26 protein-coding genes are annotated in these 23,532 nt (G+C 66.4%); 14 read left to right on the forward strand and 12 right to left on the reverse strand.

All coding sequences use genetic code 11. The features are described from left to right. Positions 1-333: 333 nt before the first annotated feature. The 4 genes from TVB01_RS01645 to acs all read left to right on the forward strand — a co-directional run bounded on the left by TVB01_RS01645 (position 334) and on the right by acs (position 5,163). A complete protein-coding gene (locus tag TVB01_RS01645; RefSeq protein ID WP_422453609.1) occupies positions 334-1,161 on the forward strand; it encodes an ABC transporter ATP-binding protein in 828 nt (275 codons plus the stop codon). 92 nt (positions 1,162-1,253) lie between these two features. Then, positions 1,254-2,300 (forward strand): aliphatic sulfonate ABC transporter substrate-binding protein, encoded by a 1,047-nt coding sequence (locus TVB01_RS01650; protein ID WP_422453611.1) that lies wholly within the window; start codon positions 1,254-1,256, stop codon positions 2,298-2,300. Continuing rightward, positions 2,300-3,193, forward strand: a complete 894-nt coding sequence (locus tag TVB01_RS01655) for an ABC transporter permease (RefSeq protein ID WP_422453612.1) — start codon at positions 2,300-2,302, stop codon at positions 3,191-3,193. Before TVB01_RS01650 ends, TVB01_RS01655 begins: the two co-directional genes overlap by 1 nt. Then, positions 3,184-5,163: an acetate--CoA ligase gene (acs, locus tag TVB01_RS01660; protein WP_422453613.1), complete on the forward strand. Its 1,980-nt coding sequence runs from the start codon at positions 3,184-3,186 to the stop codon at positions 5,161-5,163. The genes TVB01_RS01655 and acs overlap by 10 nt, the downstream gene beginning before the upstream one ends. Here acs and TVB01_RS01665 read toward each other — a convergent pair. Next, positions 5,160-5,420, reverse strand: coding sequence for a hypothetical protein (locus TVB01_RS01665; RefSeq protein ID WP_422453615.1), 261 nt, complete (start codon positions 5,418-5,420; stop codon positions 5,160-5,162). The genes acs and TVB01_RS01665 overlap by 4 nt on opposite strands. 122 nt (positions 5,421-5,542) lie before the next feature. On the opposite strand from TVB01_RS01665, the gene TVB01_RS01670 reads away from it, so the two are divergent. Next, entirely contained in the window at positions 5,543-6,901 is a 1,359-nt protein-coding gene (locus TVB01_RS01670; protein WP_422453616.1) for an O-acetylhomoserine aminocarboxypropyltransferase/cysteine synthase family protein, read from the forward strand. Then, a complete protein-coding gene (locus tag TVB01_RS01675) occupies positions 6,894-7,385 on the forward strand; it encodes a CoA-binding protein (protein WP_422453618.1) in 492 nt (163 codons plus the stop codon). Before TVB01_RS01670 ends, TVB01_RS01675 begins: the two co-directional genes overlap by 8 nt. 122 nt (positions 7,386-7,507) lie before the next feature. Here the strand turns inward: TVB01_RS01675 and TVB01_RS01680 are convergent, their stop codons facing one another. Both TVB01_RS01680 and TVB01_RS01685 read right to left on the reverse strand, forming a co-directional pair. Further along, positions 7,508-8,287: a hypothetical protein gene (locus tag TVB01_RS01680; RefSeq protein WP_422453620.1), complete on the reverse strand. Its 780-nt coding sequence runs from the start codon at positions 8,285-8,287 to the stop codon at positions 7,508-7,510. Next, the gene (locus TVB01_RS01685) at positions 8,284-8,832 is read right to left on the reverse strand and encodes an RNA polymerase sigma factor (RefSeq protein WP_422453622.1); all 549 of its coding nucleotides are present in this window, start codon (positions 8,830-8,832) and stop codon (positions 8,284-8,286) included. Before TVB01_RS01685 ends, TVB01_RS01680 begins: the two co-directional genes overlap by 4 nt. A 369-nt stretch (positions 8,833-9,201) precedes the next feature. Between TVB01_RS01685 and TVB01_RS01690 the strand changes: the two genes are divergently transcribed. After that, positions 9,202-10,617 (forward strand): amino acid permease, encoded by a 1,416-nt coding sequence (locus TVB01_RS01690; RefSeq protein ID WP_422453623.1) that lies wholly within the window; start codon positions 9,202-9,204, stop codon positions 10,615-10,617. On the opposite strand, the gene TVB01_RS01695 is transcribed toward TVB01_RS01690, so the two are convergent. From TVB01_RS01695 to TVB01_RS01705, 3 genes are all read right to left on the reverse strand, one after another. Beyond that, a complete protein-coding gene (locus tag TVB01_RS01695; RefSeq protein WP_422453624.1) occupies positions 10,614-11,417 on the reverse strand; it encodes a carbon-nitrogen hydrolase family protein in 804 nt (267 codons plus the stop codon). The genes TVB01_RS01690 and TVB01_RS01695 overlap by 4 nt on opposite strands. Positions 11,418-11,457: 40 nt before the next feature. After that, positions 11,458-12,576 (reverse strand): NAD(P)-dependent alcohol dehydrogenase, encoded by a 1,119-nt coding sequence (locus tag TVB01_RS01700; protein WP_422453625.1) that lies wholly within the window; start codon positions 12,574-12,576, stop codon positions 11,458-11,460. A 99-nt stretch (positions 12,577-12,675) separates the two neighbouring features. Continuing rightward, positions 12,676-13,125: an Hsp20/alpha crystallin family protein gene (locus TVB01_RS01705; RefSeq protein ID WP_422453626.1), complete on the reverse strand. Its 450-nt coding sequence runs from the start codon at positions 13,123-13,125 to the stop codon at positions 12,676-12,678. Between the two features lie 215 nt (positions 13,126-13,340). Here TVB01_RS01705 and TVB01_RS01710 point away from each other — a divergent pair, with 215 nt between their 5' ends. The 4 genes from TVB01_RS01710 to TVB01_RS01725 all read left to right on the forward strand — a co-directional run bounded on the left by TVB01_RS01710 (position 13,341) and on the right by TVB01_RS01725 (position 16,008). Then, positions 13,341-13,913 carry a hypothetical protein gene (locus tag TVB01_RS01710; RefSeq protein WP_422453627.1) on the forward strand — a complete coding sequence of 191 codons (573 nt, stop codon included), beginning with the start codon at positions 13,341-13,343 and terminating at the stop codon, positions 13,911-13,913. Between the two features lie 11 nt (positions 13,914-13,924). Continuing rightward, positions 13,925-14,920, forward strand: a complete 996-nt coding sequence (locus TVB01_RS01715) for a DUF2804 domain-containing protein (protein ID WP_422453629.1) — start codon at positions 13,925-13,927, stop codon at positions 14,918-14,920. Positions 14,921-15,021: 101 nt separating this feature from the next. Next, a complete protein-coding gene (locus TVB01_RS01720; protein ID WP_422453631.1) occupies positions 15,022-15,396 on the forward strand; it encodes a VOC family protein in 375 nt (124 codons plus the stop codon). Between the two features lie 6 nt (positions 15,397-15,402). Further along, positions 15,403-16,008, forward strand: coding sequence for a GNAT family N-acetyltransferase (locus TVB01_RS01725; protein ID WP_422453632.1), 606 nt, complete (start codon positions 15,403-15,405; stop codon positions 16,006-16,008). On the opposite strand, the gene TVB01_RS01730 is transcribed toward TVB01_RS01725, so the two are convergent. Next, on the reverse strand, positions 15,998-17,287 hold the full coding sequence (locus TVB01_RS01730) for an adenylosuccinate synthase (protein ID WP_422453634.1): 1,290 nt from the start codon (positions 17,285-17,287) through the stop codon (positions 15,998-16,000). The two genes, TVB01_RS01725 and TVB01_RS01730, sit on opposite strands and share 11 nt — an antisense overlap. Positions 17,288-17,483: 196 nt before the next feature. Between TVB01_RS01730 and TVB01_RS01735 the strand changes: the two genes are divergently transcribed. Both TVB01_RS01735 and TVB01_RS01740 read left to right on the forward strand, forming a co-directional pair. Continuing rightward, entirely contained in the window at positions 17,484-18,212 is a 729-nt protein-coding gene (locus tag TVB01_RS01735; RefSeq protein WP_422453636.1) for a hypothetical protein, read from the forward strand. Positions 18,213-18,235: 23 nt separating this feature from the next. Then, positions 18,236-18,586 carry a DUF427 domain-containing protein gene (locus tag TVB01_RS01740; protein WP_422453638.1) on the forward strand — a complete coding sequence of 117 codons (351 nt, stop codon included), beginning with the start codon at positions 18,236-18,238 and terminating at the stop codon, positions 18,584-18,586. Between the two features lie 68 nt (positions 18,587-18,654). Here TVB01_RS01740 and TVB01_RS01745 read toward each other — a convergent pair whose 3' ends face one another. The 3 genes from TVB01_RS01745 to TVB01_RS01755 form a co-directional block, all read right to left on the reverse strand. Continuing rightward, entirely contained in the window at positions 18,655-19,077 is a 423-nt protein-coding gene (locus tag TVB01_RS01745; protein ID WP_422453640.1) for a DUF3151 domain-containing protein, read from the reverse strand. Then, positions 19,077-20,096 carry a class II fructose-bisphosphate aldolase gene (gene fbaA / locus TVB01_RS01750; protein ID WP_422453642.1) on the reverse strand — a complete coding sequence of 340 codons (1,020 nt, stop codon included), beginning with the start codon at positions 20,094-20,096 and terminating at the stop codon, positions 19,077-19,079. Before fbaA ends, TVB01_RS01745 begins: the two co-directional genes overlap by 1 nt. 168 nt (positions 20,097-20,264) lie before the next feature. Further along, positions 20,265-20,933, reverse strand: coding sequence for a TrmH family RNA methyltransferase (locus tag TVB01_RS01755; protein WP_422453643.1), 669 nt, complete (start codon positions 20,931-20,933; stop codon positions 20,265-20,267). A gap of 157 nt (positions 20,934-21,090) precedes the next feature. Here TVB01_RS01755 and TVB01_RS01760 point away from each other — a divergent pair, with 157 nt between their 5' ends. Beyond that, positions 21,091-21,843: an HAD-IIA family hydrolase gene (locus tag TVB01_RS01760; RefSeq protein WP_422453830.1), complete on the forward strand. Its 753-nt coding sequence runs from the start codon at positions 21,091-21,093 to the stop codon at positions 21,841-21,843. Positions 21,844-21,856: 13 nt separating this feature from the next. Here TVB01_RS01760 and TVB01_RS01765 read toward each other — a convergent pair whose 3' ends face one another. Continuing rightward, positions 21,857-22,864 carry an alpha/beta fold hydrolase gene (locus TVB01_RS01765; protein ID WP_422453644.1) on the reverse strand — a complete coding sequence of 336 codons (1,008 nt, stop codon included), beginning with the start codon at positions 22,862-22,864 and terminating at the stop codon, positions 21,857-21,859. 25 nt (positions 22,865-22,889) lie between these two features. Then, positions 22,890-23,459, reverse strand: coding sequence for an orotate phosphoribosyltransferase (gene pyrE, locus TVB01_RS01770; protein WP_422453645.1), 570 nt, complete (start codon positions 23,457-23,459; stop codon positions 22,890-22,892). Between the last annotated feature and the right edge of the window lie 73 nt (positions 23,460-23,532).

The following is a 23,532-nucleotide window of genomic DNA, read 5'->3' on the forward strand; positions in this document are numbered from 1 at the left end:
CCCGAGAGCCCAGCCACCCCTCCCCAAACCATCGAGATGACAGAAACTGCCCGTTTCAGCGCTGTAACGTGCAGTTTCTGCTATCTCGATGTGGGAGGGGGCGGATTCGGAATGTTACGCGGAGACTTGCCCGAAGGCCGTCCGAGGGCGTTTAGTTGCTCTTGACCATCCCGAGCGGCTGAGAGACCTGGATCAGTGAAGCCGCAGCAACCCTGGTCGGAGTGCTTCCTCCTTGAAGCACTGCGATAGCGAGGTGGACGTCGCAGGAGGCCGCTAACCCGGCCCAGGACGTTTTCCGTAGGGTGCTACTGCCAGGACCGATGGAGTGTTCACATGACTGCAGTACTGTCCTCCGGCTCCCATGCCGTTTCCACTGTCCCGCGCCCCACACCCGGCTCTGCACTGCCGGTAACGTTCGACGGCGTCGGCCGCAGCTTCGGCTCCGGCGCAAACACCCACGTGGTGCTGCGCGACATCAATTTCGAGGTCCGTCCGGGCGAAGTCCTGGCCATCCTGGGCTCGAGCGGCTGCGGCAAGTCGACGCTGCTGCGTGCCACCGCGGGACTCGACGCGGCCTCCACCGGGCAAGTGCTGATCGACGGGACTGCCGTCCACGGCATCGACGACCGGTGCGCCGTGGCCTTCCAGGAACCGCGGCTGCTGCCGTGGCAGACCCTGCAGGCCAACGTCGCCATCGGCCTGCCCAAGAGCACCAGTGCGTCCGAGGGCAAGGCCAAGGTCGCCGAGCTCCTCAAGCTGGTTGAGCTGGACAGCTTCGCGAAGCACCAGCCGCGCGCTGTGTCCGGCGGCATGGCCCAGCGCGCGTCGCTGGCCCGGGCGCTGGCCCGCAAGCCCGGCGTGCTGCTGCTCGACGAACCGTTTGGCGCCCTCGATGCCCTGACCCGCCTCAAGATGCAGGACCTCCTGCTGGACGTGCACCGTGCAGCTCCAGCCACTGTCCTGCTGGTCACCCACGACGTCGACGAAGCGCTGCAGCTCGCGGACCGGATCATCATCCTCGGCCGCGAACCGGGCAAGCCCGGCGCCACCATCACGCAGACCATCACCGTCCCGGGTGTCCGTCCGCGGGACCGTGCCTCAGCTGAGCTGGCACGAATGCGCGGAGAGCTCCTGGCGAGCCTCGGCATCGACCGCCACTAGGCGACCCCTTCCCCACCGCCGCGGCGGATGCCGCGGGCCATCCGTGCCCGCGCCTTTCTTCTTCCCTGCCCTCCACTTCCTAAGGAATCCCCATGAACAGCCGTTCCCGCTTGTCCCGCCGTCCGTTCGCCGTCCTGGCGGCCACTGCCGCAGCGTTCTCGCTGGCCCTGACCGGCTGCGTTGCCGGCGAAGACTCCTCCGGCGCTGCCGCCAATGATGCAGCCGACGGCGGCACCCTGAACATCGACTTCGCCACCTACAACCCGCTCAGCCTGGTCATCAAGGACCAGGGCTGGCTGGAAGCCACCCTTGAAGAGGAGGGTGTGGACGTGAACTGGGTGCAGTCAGCCGGATCCAACAAGGCCAATGAGGCTCTGCGTGCCGGAGCGATCGACGTCGGCTCCACTGCCGGCTCCGCCGCCCTCCTGGCCCGGGCCAACGGTTCCCCCATCAAGACGATCAGCATCTACTCCCAGCCGGAATGGGCCGCCCTGGCCGTCGGACCGGATTCGGGCATCACCTCGGTGGCAGATCTCAAGGGCAAGTCAGTCGCCGCCACCAAGGGCACCGATCCGTACTTCTTCCTGGTGCAGGCCCTGGAAGAGGCCGGCCTGGAAACCTCCGACGTCACCGTGCAGAACCTGCAGCACGCCGACGGCCGTGCAGCCCTGGAAAACGGGTCCGTGGACGCCTGGTCGGGACTCGATCCGATCATGGCGGGGGCTGAGCAGGCGGGAGCCACGCTCTTCTACCGCAATCTGGACTTCAACACGTACGGCTTCCTGAACGCCACGGAATCCTTCCTTGAGGAGAAGCCGGAACTCGCTCAGGCCGTCGTGGATGCCTACGAGAAGGCACGCGCATGGGCCACCGAGAACCCGGAGGGAACCGCGCAGATCCTCGCTGACGTGGCTGGCCTGGATATCCAGGTAGCCCGCACCGTGATCCTGGAACGCAGCAACCTCGACGTCGACCCTGCTCCGGGCGATGCCCAGCGCAAGGTCCTGGAAAAGGTTGGCCCGGTGTTCGTGGAAACCGACGACGTCGCAGACCAGTCCGCCATCGACGAAGCCGTCTCCACACTGCTCGATGACTCCTTCGTGCAGAAGGCCGATCCGGAAACCATCAAGGAGTCCTAATGACCGGCACCCCCGCCCTCAGTGCCGCCGGGCCGGCGGCCCCCCCCCCAGCAAACCGGGCCCCCGCGCCGCGCCCCCCCCCAGCTGCATCCGTCGCCCCGGCGCCGGGCCGCCAGACCGGCAGCTCCTCCGGCGTCCTGTCCAAGGGCTGGGTCCGGGCAGTACTGGGACTCGTCGTTCCGGTACTCCTGCTGGCCCTCTGGCAGCTGGTGTCCGTGCTCGGTGTCTTCAGCACGGTCCAGCTCCCCTCCCCCGGCGCCGTCCTCTCCTCCGCTGCCGACCTTTTCGAACGCGGCGACCTGGGCACTCACATCGCCATCTCGACCCAGCGGGTACTCACCGGCTTCGCCATCGGCGCCGCACTGGGCCTGGTCCTGGGCGCGGTGCTGGGCCTCTCCAAGCTTGCGGACGTCCTGCTCGGTCCGCTCTTCGGGGCGGTCCGGGCCGTGCCGTCCCTGGCCCTCGTTCCACTGCTCATCCTCTGGATGGGCATCGGCGAGGACTCCAAGGTCACGCTGATCACCATCGGCGCGTTCTTCCCGGTCTTCACCACAGTGTCGCTGGCTTTGCGCCATGTGGACAAGAACCTCGTCGAAGCCGCCCGGGCCTTTGGGCTGAACGGCATCAGGCTGCTCACCACCGTGCAGCTGCCCGCCGTCGTCCCCTCGGTCTTCTCCGGCCTGCGCCTGGCCCTGGCCCAGTCCTGGCTGTTCCTGGTGGCGGCCGAACTCATCGCGTCCTCCATGGGCCTGGGTTTCCTGCTCACCGATTCGCAGTACAACGGGCGGACCGACCGGATGTTCCTGGCCATCGTGCTGCTGGCTGTCATCGGCAAGGCAACCGACGCCCTGCTGGGCATCGCAGAGAAGCAGGCGGTCAAGAAATGGGCATAGCAGCACCCGTCCAGGCTCCGGCGGAGCCGGAGTTCGCCACCGAAGCCGAGCGCATCGCATTCTGGGAGGACGCTGCCAGGCGGCTGCAGTGGCAGACGCCGTGGCAGACCGCGCACCGGTTCACCCCGCCCCAGCGGCTCAGCGGCCCGGAGGTTCCGGAAGCCGACGCCGAGTACACCGTCCCGGAGATCGAATGGTTCGCGGGCGGCAAGCTCAACGTCGCGGTGAACTGCGTCGACCGCCACGTCGCCGCCGGACGCGGCGACAAAGTCGCCCTGCACTGCGAGGGCGAACCGGGCGACCGCCGCAGCATCACCTACGCCCAGCTGCAGCAGGAAGTCTCCAAGGCAGCCAACGCACTGCTGGCCCTCGGGATCGAAAAGGGCGACCGGGTGGTCATCTACCTGCCCGTCATCGCCGAAACCATCATCATCACGCTGGCCTGCGCCCGGATCGGCGCCATCCACTCACTGGTGTTCGGCGGATTCTCCGCTGAAGCGCTGAAGTTCCGGGTGGAAGACACCCGGGCCAAGCTGCTGGTCACCACCGACGGGCAGTTCCGCCGCGGCACTGCCGTTCCGGTCAAGGACAACGCGGATGAAGCGGTGTCGGGTGACAACGCGATCGAGCACGTCCTCGTGGTCAAACGCACCGGCTCGGACATTGCCTGGACCGAAGGCCGGGATATCTGGTGGCACGAGACCTTGGACACCGCCTCCGATGTCCACGAACCCGAGTCCTTCGACGCCGAGACGCCGCTGTTCATCATGTATACCTCCGGCACCACGGGAAAACCCAAGGGCCTGGTCCACACCATGGGCGGCTACCTCACGCAGGCGTCCTGGAGCTACGAGTTCCTCTTCGCCAATCCGGACGAAGCCGCCCGCGAGGCGGACGTCCACTGGTGCACTGCCGACCTGGCCTGGGTCACCGCGCACACCTACGAGATCTACGGCCCGCTCTCCAACGGCGTCACCCAGGTGATCTTCGAGGGCACCCCGAACACCCCGCACCCCGGCCGGCATTTTGAGATCATCGAACGCTACAAGGTCACCAGCTACTACACCGCCCCCACCCTGGTGCGGTCCCTGATGGGCTGGTTCCCGGACGGCGTCCCGGACACCTGGGATCTCTCCTCGATCCGGCTGCTCGGCACAGTCGGCGAAGCCGTGAATCCCGAGGCCTGGCGCTGGATGCGGGAGAACATCGGCCGCGGCGAGGTCCCGGTGATCGACACCTGGTGGCAGTCCGAGACCGGTGCCACCATCCTTTCCCCTCGCCAGACCGACACCGCGTTCAAGCCCGGCTGCGCCTCCCGCGCGCTGCCCGGAGTCTCCACCCGGATCGTGGACGAGCACGGCAACGACGTCCCGCCGAACGTGCAGGGTTTCATTGTGGTGGACCGGATCGGCCCATCCATGGCGCGCACCTGCTGGGGCGACCCGCAGCGCTACCTCTCCTCCTACTGGCGGCAGTACGCGGAGCAGGGCTGGTTCCTGGCCGGGGACGGGGCCCGGTATGACGACGACGGCGACACCTGGATCCTGGGCCGGGTCGATGACGTGCTCAACGTCTCCGGCCACCGGCTCTCCACGATCGAAATCGAGTCGGCGCTGGTCTCCCACCCCTGGGTCGTTGAAGCCGGGGTCTGCCCCGTTGCGGATCCGAAGACCGGGCACGCCATCGCCGCGTTCGTGGTCCTGACGGATGCCGCTCCCACGGAGGCAGACTCCGTGACGAAGGCCCTGCGGGACCACGTCGCCAAGGAGATTGGGCCAATCGCCAAGCCGGCCGCCGTCGTCGTTGTTCCCGATGTTCCCAAGACCCGTTCCGGGAAGATCATGCGCCGCCTGCTCACCCAGCTGTTCGAGGGCAGCACGCTGGGAGACACCACCAGCTTGCAGAACGAGCCATGCATTCCCGCGATCCACACTGTGTGCGAGGCACGGCGCGCCGGGAGCGCGGCCTAGTGAACCCGCGCCAGGGTCACCCGGTCCAGCTCCACCGCGCCGCCCATGGCACGGTGCAGGCGCAGGAACTCCACCGGAGAAACTTCCAGGATGGTGGTGTTGTGCTTCGGCGGCAGCAGTTCCGGGTGCCGGCTGTCCATCATTTCGGTGAACATCTGCTGCGCCTCGACCCGGTCCATCGGCTGCGTCGGTGTGATTTTGTGGTTCGCCGAGGCCAGTTTGTACCCCGTTTCGACCACGATCACGTACTGTTCCATGCCAGCTCCCCGGGTCGCCTCGTCGCATCTGTTCTTCACATTGTTGGTTTTCCGCACCTAATAAAGCAACCATCGGAGAACCGCTTACCCGCGGTTCCCCCAAGGAAGGAGCACTCAGTTCCATGAGTGACCGCCAGTTCGGCTTCCGCACCCGTGCCCTGCACGCCGGCGGAACCCCCGACGCCATTCACGGCGCCCGTGCCGTGCCCATCTACCAGTCGACGTCGTTCGTGTTCAAGGACACCGCCGATGCCGCGAACCTGTTTTCGCTGCAGAAATACGGCAACATCTACTCCCGGATCGGCAACCCCACCGTCGCGGCGTTCGAGGAACGCATCGCGTCCCTCGAGGGAGGAATCGGTGCCGTGGCGACGGCGTCGGGCATGTCCGCGGAGTTCGTGACCTTCGCGGCGATCTGCTCCGCCGGGGACCACATCGTGGCCGCTTCCCAGCTCTACGGCGGAACGGTCACGCAGCTGGACGTCACGCTGCGCCGCTTCGGAATCGAAACCACGTTTGTTCCGGGCACGGATCCTGCGGACTACGCGGCGGCTATCCAGGAAAACACCAAGGCCGTGTACGCCGAGGTCGTCGCGAACCCCAGCGGCGAGGTCGCCGACATTGAGGGCCTGGCAAAGGTGGCGCACGACGCCGGTGTGCCGCTGATTCTCGACGCCACGCTGAGCACTCCTTACCTGGTGCAGCCGTTCAAGCACGGCGCGGACATCGTCATCCACTCCGCCACCAAGTTCATCGGCGGGCACGGCACCACCCTGGGCGGCGTCGTCGTGGAGGCCGGCACGTTCAACTGGGGCAACGGCAAGTTCCCGGCCATGACTGAACCTGTGGCCTCCTACGGCAACATCTCCTGGTGGGGGAACTTCGGTGAATACGGCTTCCTGACCAAGCTGCGTTCCGAGCAGCTGCGCGACATCGGACCGACGCTGAGCGCCCAGTCCGCCTTCCAGCTGCTGCAGGGCGTGGAAACCCTGGCCCAGCGGGTGGATGAACACCTTCGCAACGCCCAGGCCGTGGCCGAATGGCTGGAAGCGGACGAGCGCGTCGCCTGGGTGTCCTACGCCGGGCTGCCGTCGCATCCGCACCATGAGCGGGCCAAGAAGTACCTGCCCAAGGGGCCCGGTTCCGTCTTCAGCTTCGGTGTGAAGGGCGGCCGCGCAGCCGGACAGACGTTCATCGAGTCGCTGCAGCTTGCCTCGCACCTGGCCAACGTGGGCGACTCCCGCACCCTGGTGATCCACCCGGCATCGACCACACACCAGCAGCTCTCCCCCGAACAGCTGGCTGCAGGAGGTGTGCCGGAGGACCTGGTGCGCATTTCCGTGGGCCTGGAGGACCTGGAGGATATTCTCTGGGACCTGGACCAGGCACTCACCGCGGCCGCTGCCGGAACTCCGGCCGCCGCCGAAGAAGCTGCGTCCTGCAGCGTTCCGCTCGCAACCGAGGAGTCAGCCCATGTCTGAGACCCGCACCTGGGTGGGGCCGAGCGCCCCGGAACGCCTGGCCCTGCTGCGTTCAGCCACATCGATCGCCATCGTGGGAGCCTCGGACAAGCCGTCCCGTGCGTCCTACTTCGTGGCAACCTATCTGCTCTCCTCCTCGCCGTACAAGGTGTACTTCGTGAACCCGGTGGCCAAGGAAATCCTGGGCCAGCCGGTGTACGCGTCGCTGGCGGACCTGCCGGAGACCCCGGACATCGTGGACGTCTTCCGCCGGCACGATGACCTGCCGACGGTACTGGAAGAGGCCAAGGCTGTGGGCGCCAAGACGCTGTGGCTGCAGCTGGGCTCCTGGCATGAAGAGGTCGCCCGGGACGCCGAAGCAGCGGGAATGAACGTGGTGATGGACCGTTGCGTGAAGATCGAACACGCCCGGTTCCACGGCGGCCTGAACCTGGCCGGCTTCAACACCGGAGTGATTTCCTCCAAGCGGCAGCTCACCGCCTAACCCGCCTGCCGGCCCTCACCGGGACCATCGAGAGGCCAGTTACGGCCCGTTTCACGCCTGGAACGAGCCGTAACTGGCCTCTCGTGTGAAGGGGGACGGGTTAGCGGAAGTCCGCGGCCCGGTCAGTCATTATCCCGGCCGCCCTTGCCGCGGTTTTCGTGGCTCTTGCCGCGCTCACCGTGGTCCTTGCCGTACTCGTCTTTCGACGGACCGGAGCGCTTCTCAGCGTCCCCGCCGGATTGCCTTTGACTGTTCTCGAAACCGCTGCCCCGGTGGCCCTGGCCGTTCTCGTGGCCGTTGCCCCGGTGGCCCTGGTTCCAGTCCCTGCCGCTCCGCTGTTCTGAACGTTCCGGAGCGGGTTCCGGAGCGCGCTCCGGAGAATCTTCCGCGGGGGCTTCCACGGCGTCGGCTTCAGGCACCGCCGGCGTGGCCGGATCGGCTTCTGCCGACGGAGGCAGCTCCGGCTCCGGGTCCGGGATGGTTTCGGGAGCAGGTGCGGGATCGCCGGAGGAATCCGGGAGATCAGTTGGCGCCGGGGTTTCCGGAGCCGGCGCCGGGGCCGGAATCTGTTCGTAGTGCACGGGCGCCGGCGACTCGTGCGAGTTTTCCGCAGTCACCCAAAAGTCGCTGTTCGTCGCTGCGACCCCTGTAGTACCGGCAGCCATAGCCGCAATGACCGCTCCGCCCAGCAGGAAGCCGCGGCGCCGGGATTTCCGAAGCGGGGTGACTCCCGCCGTGAAGAGTGCTTCGAGTTCGGCGCACGGCACCGGTGCCTCGCCGCGGGACTCGGTGCGCAGCTTGCGGAGCGCGTCTGTGAGCTCCGGTGTTGCTGCGACACCTGATTCATCCAAGAGGCGCCGGATTGCTTCCTCGTCGCCGGGGTTGCTGGATATGCCGTTCATAGTCCCGCTGCCTCCTTTCCCGAGAAGCGTTCCTTGAGGGCCGCCAGGGCCCTTCGTTGAAGTTGTTTGACGGAGTTCTCCGTCTTCCCCATGATTTGCGCCGATTCCTCCAGGGAGAGATCCGCCACGACGCGCAGGAGGAGCACCTCGCGCTGCTGGTCCGTAAGTCCTTCCAGCAGGGGCGCAACCATGAGGGAGGTCCCCATCACTGTTTCTTCAGCCGATTCCGAATGCCGGGTATCCGCCAGCGGGTCATAGGGGGCGGTAACAGGCTGGCGTTCACGCCGCCGCTGGTCATCGACCATCCGGGCGTGGGCAACGGAGAAGGTAAAGGTTCGCAGACCTGCGGCTCCGCCGGTGATTGTCGATAGCTTGCCGAATACCGTCAGGAAGACCTCTTGTGCCAGGGCTTCAGGGTCGTCGCAGCCTTTTGATCTCAGGTAACCAAGGACTGCCGGCGCCAGGGACTCGTAAACAGCCCGCAGCGCCACGGGGCTGTTTGCACGCGCCTCAGCAACCATCTGCTCTGTGAGCGGGTCAGCCAAGGCGGGGTCCTTCGATCCAGAACGTTGGGGCGAACCAAATCGTACCCCGCCAAGGCTGATCCTGCAGGGAAATGGCCGCGCCGACGTTTTTTGGGGGGATAAACCCCGGCGCGGCCATTACACAGAGGTAATCGACCAACGACCCGGAAAAGTTACGCGGCTGCGAAAAAAGTTTCTCCTTCCGTTCCGGGACTCCCTCCACCCTGGTCCGGAGAGCTCTCCGGAGAGGCGGCGGCACCGGCGAATGTGGGAGACTTGAGCGGCGCCGCCCCCGTTGGCGCACGCCGCGCGGCAAGCGGGATCGACAAGCCTCCAAGCCCGCACCGGACCAGCAACCCCGGCGGCCGAGTGCCCCGGCACAGGAAGACCATGCCCCTCACCACCCCCCTTGACCGCCGCAGCGACACCGGGCTCCAACGCAGCCTGACCCTCAGGCACATCCGTTTCATTGCGCTTGGATCAGCCATCGGCACCGGGCTGTTCTACGGCTCGTCCCAGACCATCCAAGCGGCGGGACCCGCCGTGCTGATCGCCTACCTGATTGCCGGCTGCGCGGTTTTCCTGGTCATGCGGGCGCTGGGAGAAATGGCCGTCCGCCATCCCGTCGCCGGCTCGTTTTCGCAGTACGCCGGCCGCTACCTTGGCCCCCGAATGGGTTTCCTCACGGGCTGGACGTTCGCCTTCGAGATGATCATCGTTGCCATCGCGGACATGACCGCCGTAAGCATGTACATGGGTTTGTGGTTCCCGGACACTCCCGGCTGGCTGTGGATGGTCGCCGCGATGCTGGTGATCGGCGGGCTGAACCTGATGCGCGTGAGTGTCTTCGGGGAACTGGAGTTCTGGTTCACCCTCATCAAGGTCTCCACCATCATCGCGATGGTGGCAGGCGGCCTGTACCTGATCGTCTTCGGCATCAGCACCGGCGGCTACGAACCAGGCGTGCACCATCTGGTGGACCACGGCGGCTTCGCGCCCTTTGGAGTGTGGGGCGTGGTCATGAGCCTGGGAATCGTGGTGTTCTCCTTCGGCGGCATCGAGACACTCGGGGTAACCGCCGGCGAAACCGGGGACCCGCAGCGGGCCATCCCCAAGGCCGTGAACACCGTACCGGTGAGGATCCTGCTCTTCTACGTCCTCTCCCTGGGCGTCATGCTCTGCCTCCTCCCCTGGGACCGGATCGGCTCCGAGGGCAGCCCCTTCGTGCAGGTTTTCGCTGGCCTGGGCATTCCATTCGCCGAACACCTCATCAACGCCGTGGTCCTGACGGCAGCGCTGTCGGCGATGAACTCGATCTTCTACGCTGCCGCCCGCACCATGTACGGGCTCGCCGAACAGGGCCACGCCCCGCGCAGCTTTACCCGGGTGTCCCGCTTTGGTGTGCCTGTCTGGCCGGTGAGCATCCTCATGGCCAGCCTCGTCGCGGGGCTCGGGCTGTATCTGTGGATCCCGGACCAGCTGTTCCTGGTGGTGGCCTCGATCGCCACGTTTGCGACGCTCTTCACCTGGTCCTCCATCCTGCTCAGCCACCACCGCATGAGGCTGGAAATGCGGCGGGAAGGGACGCCGTCGGCCGGCTTTGAGTTCCCCGGATGGCCGGTGCTGAACTATGCCGCCCTGGCGTTCATGGGCGTGGTGACCGTCATCCTGGCCTTCACCGGACCTGGCCGGACAGCCCTGGCCGTCGGAGGGGTGTGGCTGCTGCTGATGCTCGCGGCTTACCGGTACCTCATTAAGGGCCCCGGCCGGCTGCCTATCGAACTGCCGGAACCCAACGCGCGCTAGCCCTCCACAAGCTGCTCATTGGCGGCAAAACGGCGGTTTTTCAGCACCGGAAGGAATTCCCGGACCTCGTCAATGCGGCTGCGCACTACGTCGGCAGTTACTACGCCGGACGGCTCCTCGCCGAGGAATACCTGCGGGATGCCCAGGGGATCAAGCACCGCAGAGTGGCCAATCGTATGGGAGCTCGAGGTTCCGGCGGCGGCCACCCACACGGTGTTCTCGATGGCACGGGCCTTCAGCAGCGTCTCCCAGTGGTCCACCTTGTGCTCGCCCTTGAACCAGGCGGCCGGCACCGCAAGAAGGTCAGCTCCCTGCACGGCCAGTGCGCGGGCCAGCTCGGGGAACCGCAGGTCATAACAGGTCATGAGGCCCACCCGCAGGCCGCCGATCTCCACCACCTGAATGCCGCGGTCCCCAGCCTTGATCCGGGTTGACTCCTGGTAGCTGAAAGCGTCGTACAGGTGCAGCTTGCGGTACGTCCCGGCAATCCTGCCGTCGTAATCGATGGCGACCAGGGTGTTGTAGGGCCGTTCTTCCCCTGAGGATTCATACCCGCCGGCGACGACGGCGATGCCCAGGTCCGCGGCAATCAGCGAGAGCTGCTGGACGAACCTGCTCCAGCCGGCGTCGACTGCCGAGGTGAGGGCTCCCTCCACCTTGCCGATGCTGAACATGGACTCTTCGGGGAAGACGATCAGCTCGGACCCTTCGGCTTTTGCCTTCTCCGCCAGCGAGCGCATCGCCGCAAGGTTTTCCTGGACGTCTCCGCCGGGGCTGAACTGACCTACGCTGACCAACATCGGATGACCGCCTTGCTTCGGGACCGGATTTTTCTCCAGCCTAGTGCAGGTCCTCAAAGTGGAGCACAGGTTTCAGGACCTCTCCGGCTTTCGCGGCCGCAGCGGCATCATTGATTTCACGGAAGCGGTAGGGGGTCACCAGCTTCTGCAGCGGGAACCGGCCCTGCTGCACCAGATCCACCAGCGCGGGCAGGAACAGCTGCGGGGTGGAGTCGCCTTCCGTAATACCCAGCACCTGCCGTCCGTTGAGCAGGAAGTTCACGTCCAGTTCCACGGTCGATCCGGAGGCGGGTGCACCAATCAAGCCGAGCTTGCCCAGCGGTGCCAGGGCGTCCGCTGCAGCCGCGGCGACGTGGGTGCTTCCCGTTGTTTCCAGTGCGTGCGTGACACCCGCCCCGTCCGTAAGTTCCAAAAGAGCCTGCAGCGCATCGGTGCTGCCGGAATTGACGACGTCGGTCGCTCCGAGTTCCCGGGCCAGCTCCAGCCGCGAGTCCACCAGGTCCATGACCACGATCCGGGTTGAGCCGCTGAGCGCCGCAGCCATCACGGCGGAGAGGCCCACAGGACCGGCCCCGAAGACCGCCAGGGTGGAGCCTGGCTCGGGGCGCAGGACGTTCAATACCGCTCCAGCCCCGGTCTGGATTCCGCAGCCCAGCGGGGCGAGCAGGCCCAGGTCGGCGTCAGGATCCACCTTGGTGACGCCGCGTTCGTCCGCGAGGACCAGGTTCGCGAAGGAAGACTGCGCGAAGAAATGCCCGTGAACTCCCAAGCCGTCCTTGGTAATGGTGGCGCTGCTGTCCATGCGCGAGCCGCCCAGCAGGTTGAGGTCCAGGAAGTCCACACAGTAGGCGGGATGGCCGCTGCGGCAGTTCCGGCAGGTGCCGCAGCTGGTGAAGCTGAGCAGGACGTGGTCGCCGGGAACCACGGAGGTCACGGCACTGCCGACCTCCTCGACGACGCCGGCTCCTTCATGGCCCAGGACGCCCGGCAGCGGGAACGGAATATGGCCGGCCTGGACTCCGAGGTCAGTTCCGCAGACGCCTGCTGCGATCATCCGGACCACCACCTCGTCCGGACGGGGGTCGTCGAGGACGACGTCGGTGATTTCAAACTGTTCATGGACGCCGCGCAGGATCGCGGCACGCGCCTGGGTAGTCATGTGCCAACGCTACGCGGCCCGGTGCCCGCGCGTCAGTGCCCGGACGCGGATCGGGGCGGCAGGTGGGAACTCCGCCTGCCGCGAATGGACATGGTGCCGCTAAGCGCTGACCGCCTCGGCTTCGCGCTGCTCGCTGCTGCTGCCCAGCGATGCCGAGGAGCCGGACTGCACCTCGATACGGCGCGGCTTGGCCTTTTCACTGACCGGGATGAGGACAGTGAGCACACCGTTTTCGTAGTGGGCGGTGATGCCTTCGGTGTCGAGGCCCTGGCCAAGGCTGAGCTGGCGCAGGAAGGAGCCGCCCTCGCGCTCACGGGTCAGCCACTGGACGCCGTCGGCACCGCGCAGGGTGCGCTCGGCACGGATCGTCAGGAGCTGGCCGTCGACGTCGATGTCCACGGAGCCCGGATCAATGCCGGGGAGGTCGACGCTGAGGACATACCGGTCGTCCTGCCGGTACAGGTCCATGGGCATGCCGCGCAGGGTTTCGCTGCGCAGGGTCTGGGCGAAACGGTCCAGTTCACGGAACGGGTCAAATCGGGTAGCCATCACACAATCAACTCCTTCACGCCTCCGCTGCTCCATTCAGCGGGCTGATCTGCTGTTTGAGGAAAAGTTGAGTTGGATTCGCTCAACTTTCGGCAGTAGATTAGCACTCGAAGCATGAGAGTGCCAGTCTTAGTTCGGGCCCCTTATGATTTCGCCCGGGCGGATCAATCCGTCCGCAGTCTTTCATTCGAAACTTGTCTGGAAGCAGGTCAAACGTGTTCGTCCCCGCAGACTTCCGGCGGCGCCATCCCGATGCTGCCCGGCTCCTGTCCCTCCCCAGCCGGGTTGCCGGCTCCCCTCCCTCCGCTGTCCTGGACACTGTCTGCTGGTTCAGCGTCCTTTGGGTAGCCGCCGGCCTGCTGGGCCTTGGCTTCTTCTCCGGCGGAACCACGTCTTTGGTCCTGGCGGTGGTGCTGCTTTACGGCACCGGTGCCTGCCTGGCTGTCGTGGGATGGCTGGCCTTCCGGGCGCTGCGGCTGCGGGCCGCCCGCCGCGCGGCCGAGGAACCAGACGCCACAGCTGCCCGGGACTTCCTCGCCGCGGAGGAGTTCGCCCGGGCCGAGATCCGCGCGGCGCTCTTCCCCGAGGGAGCAACCGGCCGGCCCGCCCGTGCGGACACCCCTCAGGCACCGGCAGGTCCCCGGTGTGCAGCGCGGCCATCCGCCAAGTCTCCGATCTCCAAGAAGGCCAGGCGCAAGTCCTCCCCCGGTAAGCCGAATAAGTCCTTCCCCCTGAACACCGCCGTGACGTCCGCGGCGGTACAGGATGACTTCGCGCAAGCCGCCTAGACTGTGGCGCCATGGACGAAATCAAGGAACCCGTGCAGCTTGCCCTGCCCGGCGGGAAGCTCAACCCCGCCGCAAGAGGCTTCACGCGCAGTCCGCTGCACGCCTTCGGGCACCTGCCGTCCGGGCTGCGGCACGGCTGGCGGAGCAAGCGGTGGGAGTACTGGGGCGTTGTGACCCCGGAGCTGGTGATCGGCATGACGATCGCCCACCTGGACTACGCCGCGACGCTTCAGCTGTACGTCCTGGAGCGTGCCACCGGCAAGGAAGTCCGCTGCGACCCGTTGGCCCTGCCCGCCGGCTCGGCGGCCCTCCTGCCGGATACGCTGCCGCCCCTGACCGCAGTGGGCTCCACGGGCGGGCTGCACTTGCGGTTCCATGACGACGCCGGCGGCACGCACCTGCGCGCCGAAGCGGAGCGCGTCGCCGTCGAACTCTATGCGCCGTCAGGCGGGGACGTGCTTGGCGTGGTGGTGCCGTGGTCGGACACGCGGTACCAGTACACGCTGAAGGACGTGGCCCGGGAGGTCAGCGGGACCGTGACGGTGGACGGGCAGGAGTATTCCGTCGGCGGGCCGGAGTCTTTTGCGGTGCTGGACCGCGGCCGCGGCCGCTGGCCGTATTCCAAACGCTGGAATTGGGCTGCCGGGTTCGGGACCGTGGCCGGCACGCGGCTTGGCCTGCAGGTCGGCGGCATGTGGACCGCCGGAACTCCGGCTACCGAAAACGCCCTGATCGTGGACGGAGTGCTCCACCATTACGACGGCGAACTGGAGTTCAGCTACGACCTGGCGGATCCGCTGGCTCCATGGCACGTGCGCGGGCCGTGGCTCGAGGCCACGCTGACGCCGTTCCACCGGCGCCTGGCGGCAACGAACGCCGTCCTCGTGGCTGCGAAGACCTGGCAGGCGTTTGGCTCCTGGTCGGGCTGGGCCGCGGCCCCGGACGGAACACGCCACCGGCTCGACGGCCTCCAGGGCTGGATCGAAGAGGCCCGAAACCGCTGGTAACCTGCCGGCGGGTGCCCGGATCAGTTCGAGGCCAGGGGTGTTCCGCCGCGGAATCCGCTGCTAGGTTCGTAGCGACCTCGCCCGAGCCGAAGGAGCCTTCCGTGAGCAGCAGATTTTCTTCCCTTGCCCTTGATGCCGTCGACGTGAACGCCCAGGCCGCATTCTGGACCCAGGCCCTCGGGTACCGGATTGCCGAGGAATTCGACGGCGGGCTCGGCCTGATGCCGGAAAACGGCGTCGTGGGGCCGCCGATCGACATCATTCCCGTCCCGGACGCGAAGACAGCGAAGCTCCGCCTGCACATCGACCTGGTTCCCGAAGGCTGCACCCAGCAGGAGGAAGTGGACCGGATGCTGGCCCTCGGTGCTGTCCGCGCCGACGTCGGACAGGGACCGGATGTTGACTGGGTTGTCCTGGCGGACCCCGAAGGCAACGAGTTCTGCATCCTCTCGGCCAGGGACCAGGACGGCGGATAACCGGGCATGGACACAACGGACATCACGATCCGCCAGGCAGCAGCCCAGGATTCCGAGCCCCTCGCCGAGCTCCACGTTGCAGCATGGCGTGCCGCCTACCGGGGAATCATGAGCGATGACTACCTTGACGGCATGGACGTGGCACGTGTGGCGGACGGCTGGCGGCGCAACCTCGGAACGCCGAATCCGGGCACCACGTACCTGGTCGCCGCTGTGGCCGGCCGCCCGGTCGGCTTCGCCGCTTTCGGTCCCGCGCCCGGAGAGGACGACGCCGGCACGGGAGAGCTCCGCGCCATCAATGTCCACCCCGGCTGGTGGGGCCGGGGAGCAGGTTCCGCCCTCTTCACGGAAGCGGAACGCCGTCTGGCCGGACTGGGCTGCGCCCGGGCCTTCCTCTGGGTGGCCAGGGAGAACCGCAGGGCCCACCTGTTCTATGAGAGACACGGCTGGACGAACGACGGCGGTGTCCTCGAGGACACCCGGTTCTCCCCTCCGGTGTTCGAAGTCCGGTACAGCCGGGACTTCCCTGCAGCCGCGCCTTCCGAGCGGCAGCAAAAAGCCCCGCAGCCACGGGGGCTGCGGGGCTTTCGGAAGAGCGGGACTACTCGCTGATCAGGTCGCGGATCACGATCGTCTGGTCGCGGTCCGGCCCGACACCGATCGCGGAGAACCGGGTGCCGGACATCTTTTCCAGTGCCAGCACGTAGTTCCGGGCGTTCTCCGGGAGGTCTTCCAGGGTCTTGGCCCCGGTGATGTCCTCGGTCCAGCCGTCGAAGTACTCGAAGATCGGCTTGGCGTGGTGGAAGTCGGTCTGCGTCATCGGCATCTCATCGAAACGCACGCCATCGACGTCGTAGGCCACGCACACCGGGATCTTCTCGATGCCGGTCAGCACATCCAGCTTGGTCACGAAGTAGTCCGTGAAGCCGTTGACTCGGGAAGCGTGGCGCGCCAGCACGGCGTCGTACCAGCCGCAGCGGCGCGGGCGGCCGGTGTTCACACCGAACTCACCGCCGGTCTTCTGCAGGTACAGGCCCATGTCATCGAAGAGTTCCGTGGGGAACGGACCGGCACCAACACGGGTCGTGTAGGCCTTGATGATACCCACGGCGCGGTTGATCCGGGTCGGGCCGATGCCCGAACCCACGGAGGCGCCCCCGGCGGTCGGGTTGGAGGAGGTCACGAACGGGTAGGTGCCGTGGTCGACGTCCAGGAACGTGGCCTGGCCGCCCTCCATCAGGATCACCTTGTCCTCGTCGAGGGCGCGGTTCAGCTCATAGGTCGAGTCGATGACCATGGGCCGCAGCCGGTCGGCGTAGGAGAGGAAGTACTGGACCATTTCCTCGATGTCCACGTCGCGGCGGTTGTAGACCTTCAGCAGCAGCTGGTTCTTCTGCCGCAGTGAGCCTTCGACCTTCTGGCGCAGGATGGATTCGTCGAAGATGTCCTGGACGCGGATGCCCAGGCGGGCGACCTTGTCCATGTAGGCCGGACCGATCCCGCGGCCGGTGGTACCGATGGCGCGCTTGCCCAGGAAACGTTCGGTGACCTTGTCCATGACCTGGTGGAACGGTGCCACGAGGTGGGCGTTGGCCGAGATCCGCAGTTTCGAGGTGTCCGCGCCGCGGGCTTCGAGTCCGTCGATTTCGGCGAACAGCGCTTCCAGGTTCACCACGCAGCCGTTGCCGATCACGGGAATCGCGTTGGGGCTCAGGATGCCGGCGGGCAGGAGCTTCAGCTCGTACTTTTCACCGCCGACGACGACGGTGTGGCCGGCATTGTTCCCGCCGTTGGGCTTGACGACGTAGTCGACGCGGCCGCCGAGCAGGTCGGTGGCCTTACCTTTACCTTCGTCGCCCCACTGGGCGCCGACGATGACAATTGCTGGCATGGGATCCTCCCCCATTAGTTACGCTAGGGAGCCGCGCCAGGCGCTGAACCGCTACCGTGCATGAGAACGCCCCTGCACTCATGCGAGGTAGGCCACAAAGGCACCGGCGCAGAGCTGCGGGGCTCTTACCTGTCAAGTTTAGCCGATCTGCGCCGGACCCGGTTTGGAAGACCTGATCCAGGCGTACGGTTGAACGATGGAGCGCTTCCGCGGCTATATCGCCGGGCTGGGCACTGCCTCGGGAACCCGCCTGGTTGTTGGACACTGGCCGGACTCCCCCTTTGGCCCTTTTACCGATGTCATGGTGGAAAACCGCTTCGGTTCACGGCTTCTCCTGGCCCCCAGCGAGACCCTAGCCCGGTATGTCTCTGCCACGTATACGTTCGATGCAATCGACGTCGTCCCGGTGAGCGCGTACCTCGGCGACGGAAGGCTCACAGTCGACGGCGGCCCGCTGCGGCTGAGCGCGGACCTGGGCGGCGTGACGCTGCTCGGCAGGATGCTGGAATCCGTTCCGGTGCCGCTCGCGGTGCACCCGCTGTGGCTGCAGGCCGTTAATCCGCTGGCCCGGCTGATCGTGCGCGGGGTGCGGACAGCGGGCACTACCGGTGACCGGCTGGAGTTCTACGGGGTCCGCTCCATCCGCCGGATCTCCGCGGCGGCGTGCTTCTGGAATTGCCAGGACCTCGGACCGCTGGCGCCGGTCCGCCCGCCGGTGAGGTTCGGATTCTCCTCGGTCCCGGCCCGACCCCAAATTCTTGCCGTCACGACTACAATCGCGGCGAGGCCCGCCGCCGGTGAAAGAGGAACCGCATGGAAAACCGCTATCACCCGCATGCCGAGTCCGTCTGGTCCTATCCCCGTCCGCCGCGCGTCGAACCAAGCAGCGAACTCGTCCAGGTCTGGCTTGGCGGATCCCGGATAGTCGAAACCAGGCAGGCACTGCGGGTGCTGGAAACCAGCCATCCCCCGGTGTATTACCTGCCGTTGGAGGCATTCGCTCCGGATACCCTGCACCCGGTCTCCGGTGTCACCCACTGCGAGTACAAGGGCACTGCCTCCTATTACGACGTCGTCTCCGGCTCGTCGCGGGCCGCCCGCGGCGCCTGGACCTACCTGCACCCCGCCCCGGGGTATGAGTCCCTAGCCACCACCGCCGCACTGTATCCCGGGCTGATGGACTCAGTCCTGGTGGACGGCGAGGAAGTCCAGCCCCAGGAGGGCGACTTCTACGGCGGCTGGATCACGAGCCGCGTGACCGGCCCCTTCAAGGGTGCACCCGGGACCTGGGGCTGGTAACGGCAACCGGACAGCGAAAAGGCGCCGCCCTTGCGGGAGGCGCCTTTTCGGTTCAATCCGTGGATACCCTAGCCGGCTTCGATAGCGGCCTTGGCAGCCGGGTCGGACGCATCCAGGAACTTCTCGATGCGGTCCACCTCATCGGCCTCGCCAATAGCGGCGGCCGCGCGCCCCAGGGCGTAGAGGGAACGCAGGAAACCCCGGTTCGGGTCGTGTTCCCACGGGATGGGCCCGGTTCCACGCCACCCGGCCCGGCGCAGCGCGTCCAGGCCGCGGTGGTAGCCCACCCGGGCGTAGGCGTAGGACTCCACCGGACGCCCGTCGGCAAAGGCCTCATCAGCCAGCGTCGCCCACACCTGCGAGGAGGTGGGGAACTTGGCAGCCAGGTCCACGGCCTCGTCACCGGCGGCGAGGCGGGCGACGACGTCGGTCTCTTCGGGCAGGTACGTGGGCTCGGGGCCGAGCAGGTTCTTGCGGAATTCGTCTGACATTAGAGGTGCTTTCCTGCCGATCCGAGGGACTGTGCAGCTTCGACCACACGCGCGGCCATGCCCTTTTCGGCCGACGCTCCCCAGACGCGCGGGTCGTACTGCTTCTTGTTGCCGACTTCGCCGTCCACCTTCAGCACACCGTCGTAGTTGCGGAACATGTGGTCCGCTACGGGGCGGGTGTAGGCGTACTGGGTGTCAGTGTCGATGTTCATCTTCACCACACCGTAGGACACGGCGTCGGCAATCTCCTGGGCGGAGGAACCGGAACCGCCGTGGAAGACCAGGTCGAACGGGCGCTCCTTGCCAATCGAGCTGCCAACGGCGTTCTGGATCTCCTGGAGGATTTCCGGGCGCAGCTTCACACCGCCGGGCTTGTAGACGCCGTGCACGTTACCGAAGGTCAGGGCAGTGATGTAGCGGCCCTTGCTGCCGTCGCCCAGCGCTTCGATGGTGGCCATGCCGTCTTCGACAGTGGTGTACAGCTTTTCGTTGATTTCGTTCTCGACGCCGTCTTCCTCGCCGCCGACAGTGCCGATTTCGACTTCGAGGATCATCTTGGCAGCTGCCGTGCGGGCCAGGAGGTCCTGGGCGATCCGCAGGTTCTCTTCCAGCGTCTCCGCGGAACCGTCCCACATGTGGGAGTTGAACAGCGGGTCTTCGCCGCGCTTGACCCGCTCCTCGGAGATCGCCAGCAACGGCAGGACGAAGTCGTCCAGCTTGTCCTTCGGGCAGTGGTCGGTGTGCAGGGCGATGTTCACGTCGTAGCTCTTGGCTACCTCGCGGGCGTAAGCGGCGAAAGCCACCGAACCGGTGACCATGTTCTTCACCGATGCGCCGGACCAGTAGGCGGCACCGCCGGTGGAGACCTGCACAATACCGTCCGAGCCGGCTTCAGCGAATCCGGCGAGCGCAGCATTCAGCGTCTGGGAAGAGGTGACGTTGACCGCCGGGTATGCGAACCCTCCTGCTTTGGCCCGGTCGATCATCTCTGCGTAGATCTCGGGGGTTGCAATAGGCATGCTGACTCCTTAGCGAAGATAAAAATGCGGCAGGGCCGGGCCCTCTGTGGCTTCCCCCATCCTAGCCACAAGTCACCGGCGCAGAGCAGGGTGTGCCGGTTCTTGACGCCTCCGGGAGCGTTCACCGGCGGCCCCGGCCGCCGGAACGGACCTCAGAGGCGAAAAGGGTCAGGACACCTTCTGGCCGAACACGTGCCGGCGGACCCAGCCATGCATGGCGATGGCTGCCGCAGCGGAGGCGTTCATGGACCGTGTGGAGCCGAACTGGGCGATGGACAGTGTTGCCTCGGCGGCTTCGTGCACCTCGGGAGTGAGTCCCGGCCCTTCCTGCCCGAAAACCAGCACACAGCTGCGGGGCAGGTCGTAGGTTTCCAGCGGAACGGAATCCGGGAAGTTATCGATCCCGATGATCGCCAGCCCCTCGGACCGGGCCCATTCCGTGAAGTCTTGGACGGTGGGATGGTGGCGGACATGCTGGTAGCGATCGGTGACCATGGCACCGCGCCGGTTCCACCGGCGTCGTCCGATGATGTGCACTTCCTTGGCCATGAACGCGTTGGCGGTCCGCACCACGGAACCGATATTGAGGTCGTGCTGCCAGTTCTCGATGGCGACGTGGAACTCGTGGCGCTTCGTGTCGAGGTCCGCGACGATCGCATCATGTTTCCAGTAGCGGTACTCGTCCACGACATTGCGGCGGTCTCCGGCGGCCAGCAGCTCGGGATCCCAGTGACCGCCCTCGGGCCAGGGCCCCTCCCACGGTCCGACGCCGACCTCGTGTGCCGGGAGCTCCGGACCGGGCTCCGCTGCGGGCAATGTTTCAGGGCTCTCTATCACCCTTCCAGCCTAAGGTGAAAGACTGGGCCCGCCCGCATCCAGGCCCCGGGAGGAGACTGCCGCCGCCCGGGCTGCTGCAGCGGGCTGCCGTGCCGAACCAGACCTGGAAGAGGACACCGTGGGCGAAAACGAAGACATCGAGTGCTGGCTGACGGACATGGACGGGGTGCTGGTCCACGAGAACCAGGCGATCCCGGGAGCGTCGGAGCTGATCAACCGCTGGGTAGACACGTCAAAACGGTTCCTGGTGCTGACCAACAACTCGATCTACACACCGCGTGACCTCGCGGCCCGGCTGCACGCCTCCGGCCTCGATGTGCCGGAGGAAAACCTGTGGACTTCGGCCCTGGCCACAGCCGAGTTCCTGAAGGACCAGCTCAAGAATGCCCCCTCCCCCGGCCGGGCCTTCGTTCTCGGCGAGGCGGGATTGACGACCGCGCTGCATGAGGCCGGCCTCATCCTCACCGACACCAAACCGGACTACGTTGTCCTCGGCGAAACACGGACCTACTCCTTCGGCACCATCACCAAGGCCATCCGGCTCATCCTGGACGGCGCACGCTTCATCGCCACCAACCCGGATGTCACCGGCCCCTCCCCGGAAGGGCCTATCCCGGCTACCGGTGCCATCGCTGCCCTGATCACCGCGGCGACCAACCGGGCACCGTACATCGTGGGAAAGCCCAACCCGATGATGTTCCGGTCGGCCATGAACAAGATCGACGCCCACTCAGAGACCACCGGGATGATCGGGGACCGGATGGACACCGACATCATCGCCGGCATCGAGGCAGGGCTGACCACCGTGCTGGTGCTGACCGGGATCACCCGGCGCGAGGACATTGCCCGCTACTCCTTCCGTCCCACCCAGGTCATCGACTCAGTCGCAGACCTGATCGGGACCATCTGAGCCCCGGCCCGGGCTAGAAGGGCTTCTTCTGCCCGCCGCCGCCCACAGCCGGGAGCGGGGCATAGGCAGTGAGCACCTGATCCACCACCTCCTGGTAGATCAGCGGATTCCACTGCGGACTGGCATGTGCCGGAAGTGCCCCGCGGGTGATCAGCGAATTCGCCACCATGTTCGCCCCGAACAGCTCCGTCCAGCGGGCCCGCGCCGTGTAGTAGTTCACTGTCGCGTCGTCCGGGTTGCCTATGTACGCGAGGTCGGCGTCCCCGATGGCACCCGCGTAGGCCGCGGCGTCGTAATGGTAGATGTAGGACGATTCCGACTGGATCAAAACGCTCGACGGCGCCAGCGGGGAGAGCTGCTCCAGCGTCTGGTCCACCACGGTATTCCAGCTGCGTTCGTCCTTGTGCAGGATCCGCTCGCCCAGCTCATAGCCGCCTCGCAGGGCGCTGGGAATGCGGTAGCCGGCCTCGTACAGCAGGACGACGCCTTCGATCATCCGGGCATCCAGGACATCGAAACGCCCGGAGGGGCTGGAGTCCAGGATGATCAGTTCCACCTGCACTCCGCGGGCCAGCAGCCGCGCCGCCATCTCTACCGCCAGCATGCCGCCGAAACTGTGGCCATAGAAGTACACCCGGTTGATCCGCCGGGTTCGGATGTGACGGAAGACTTCTGCTTCGATGACGTCCACGTCCAGACCGTTGTTGGAGTACCCGACGGCCGCCATCTGGCCGCGGGTGGCCAGCGCCGGACGCAGTGAATTCAGGATCCAGACAGCCTCTTCCCAGCTTGTTTTGTAGCCCGGAAAGAGGAACCACATGGCCCGTGGAAAGCGTGAGGCTGCCGCGTCGTCGCGCACTGGAATGATTTCCAGCTGCTCACGCTGCTCCTGGATCAGCCGGGTGACAAAGAGGTCGGTTGCCAGCGCCAGGCCTGCGCCGGCCCCTACAAGGAACCGCCGCCGGGAGAAACGTCCCAGGCTCTCCGCGCTGCGGAGGAGCTTGGCTGGATCGTCGGTCATAGGCTCCCGTTACCGCGTAGACGAATTAGTCGAGCCCGAGCTCGTCCTTGCCGAAGGCGAACAGATACGGAACGCCCGCTTCTGCTTCTATGCGCTCCTTGGCGCCCGTGTCGCGGTCCACGATCACGGCCACCGCCACGACGTTGCCTCCCGCGTTGCGCACACCCTCCACGGCGGTCAGCGCGGAGCCACCGGTAGTCGAGGTGTCCTCCAGCACGACGACGTCGCGGCCGGCAACATCAGGGCCTTCCACCTGGCGGCCCATCCCGTAGGACTTCTGCGCCTTGCGGACCACGAAGGCATCGACGGTGCCGCCGGCACGGACTGACGCGTTCATGACGGCAGTGCCCACGGGATCGGCGCCCATGGTGAGTCCGCCGGCGCTCTGGAAGGAAATCCCGGCGGCGTTGATCATGTCCAGCATGACTTCGCCGACCAGCTGGGAAGCCTCGTGGTGCAGGGTCACCCGGCGCAGGTCAATGTAGTAGTCGGCTTCCTTTCCGCTGGAAAGGATGACCTTTCCCCGGACCACGGCAAGCTCCTTGATCAGTTCCAGGAGGCGGGCACGGGCGGCGGCAGTCTGCGGCGAAGTCATGCCCGTAATCCTATCGGAGCGCCCGGCGGCAGCCCCTGTCAGGGAGGCCGCAGCACGTCACAGAGTGCAGGAG

This window comes from Arthrobacter sp. 7Tela_A1 (assembly GCF_049311065.1).
Classification (GTDB): Bacteria; Actinomycetota; Actinomycetes; order Actinomycetales; family Micrococcaceae; genus Arthrobacter_B.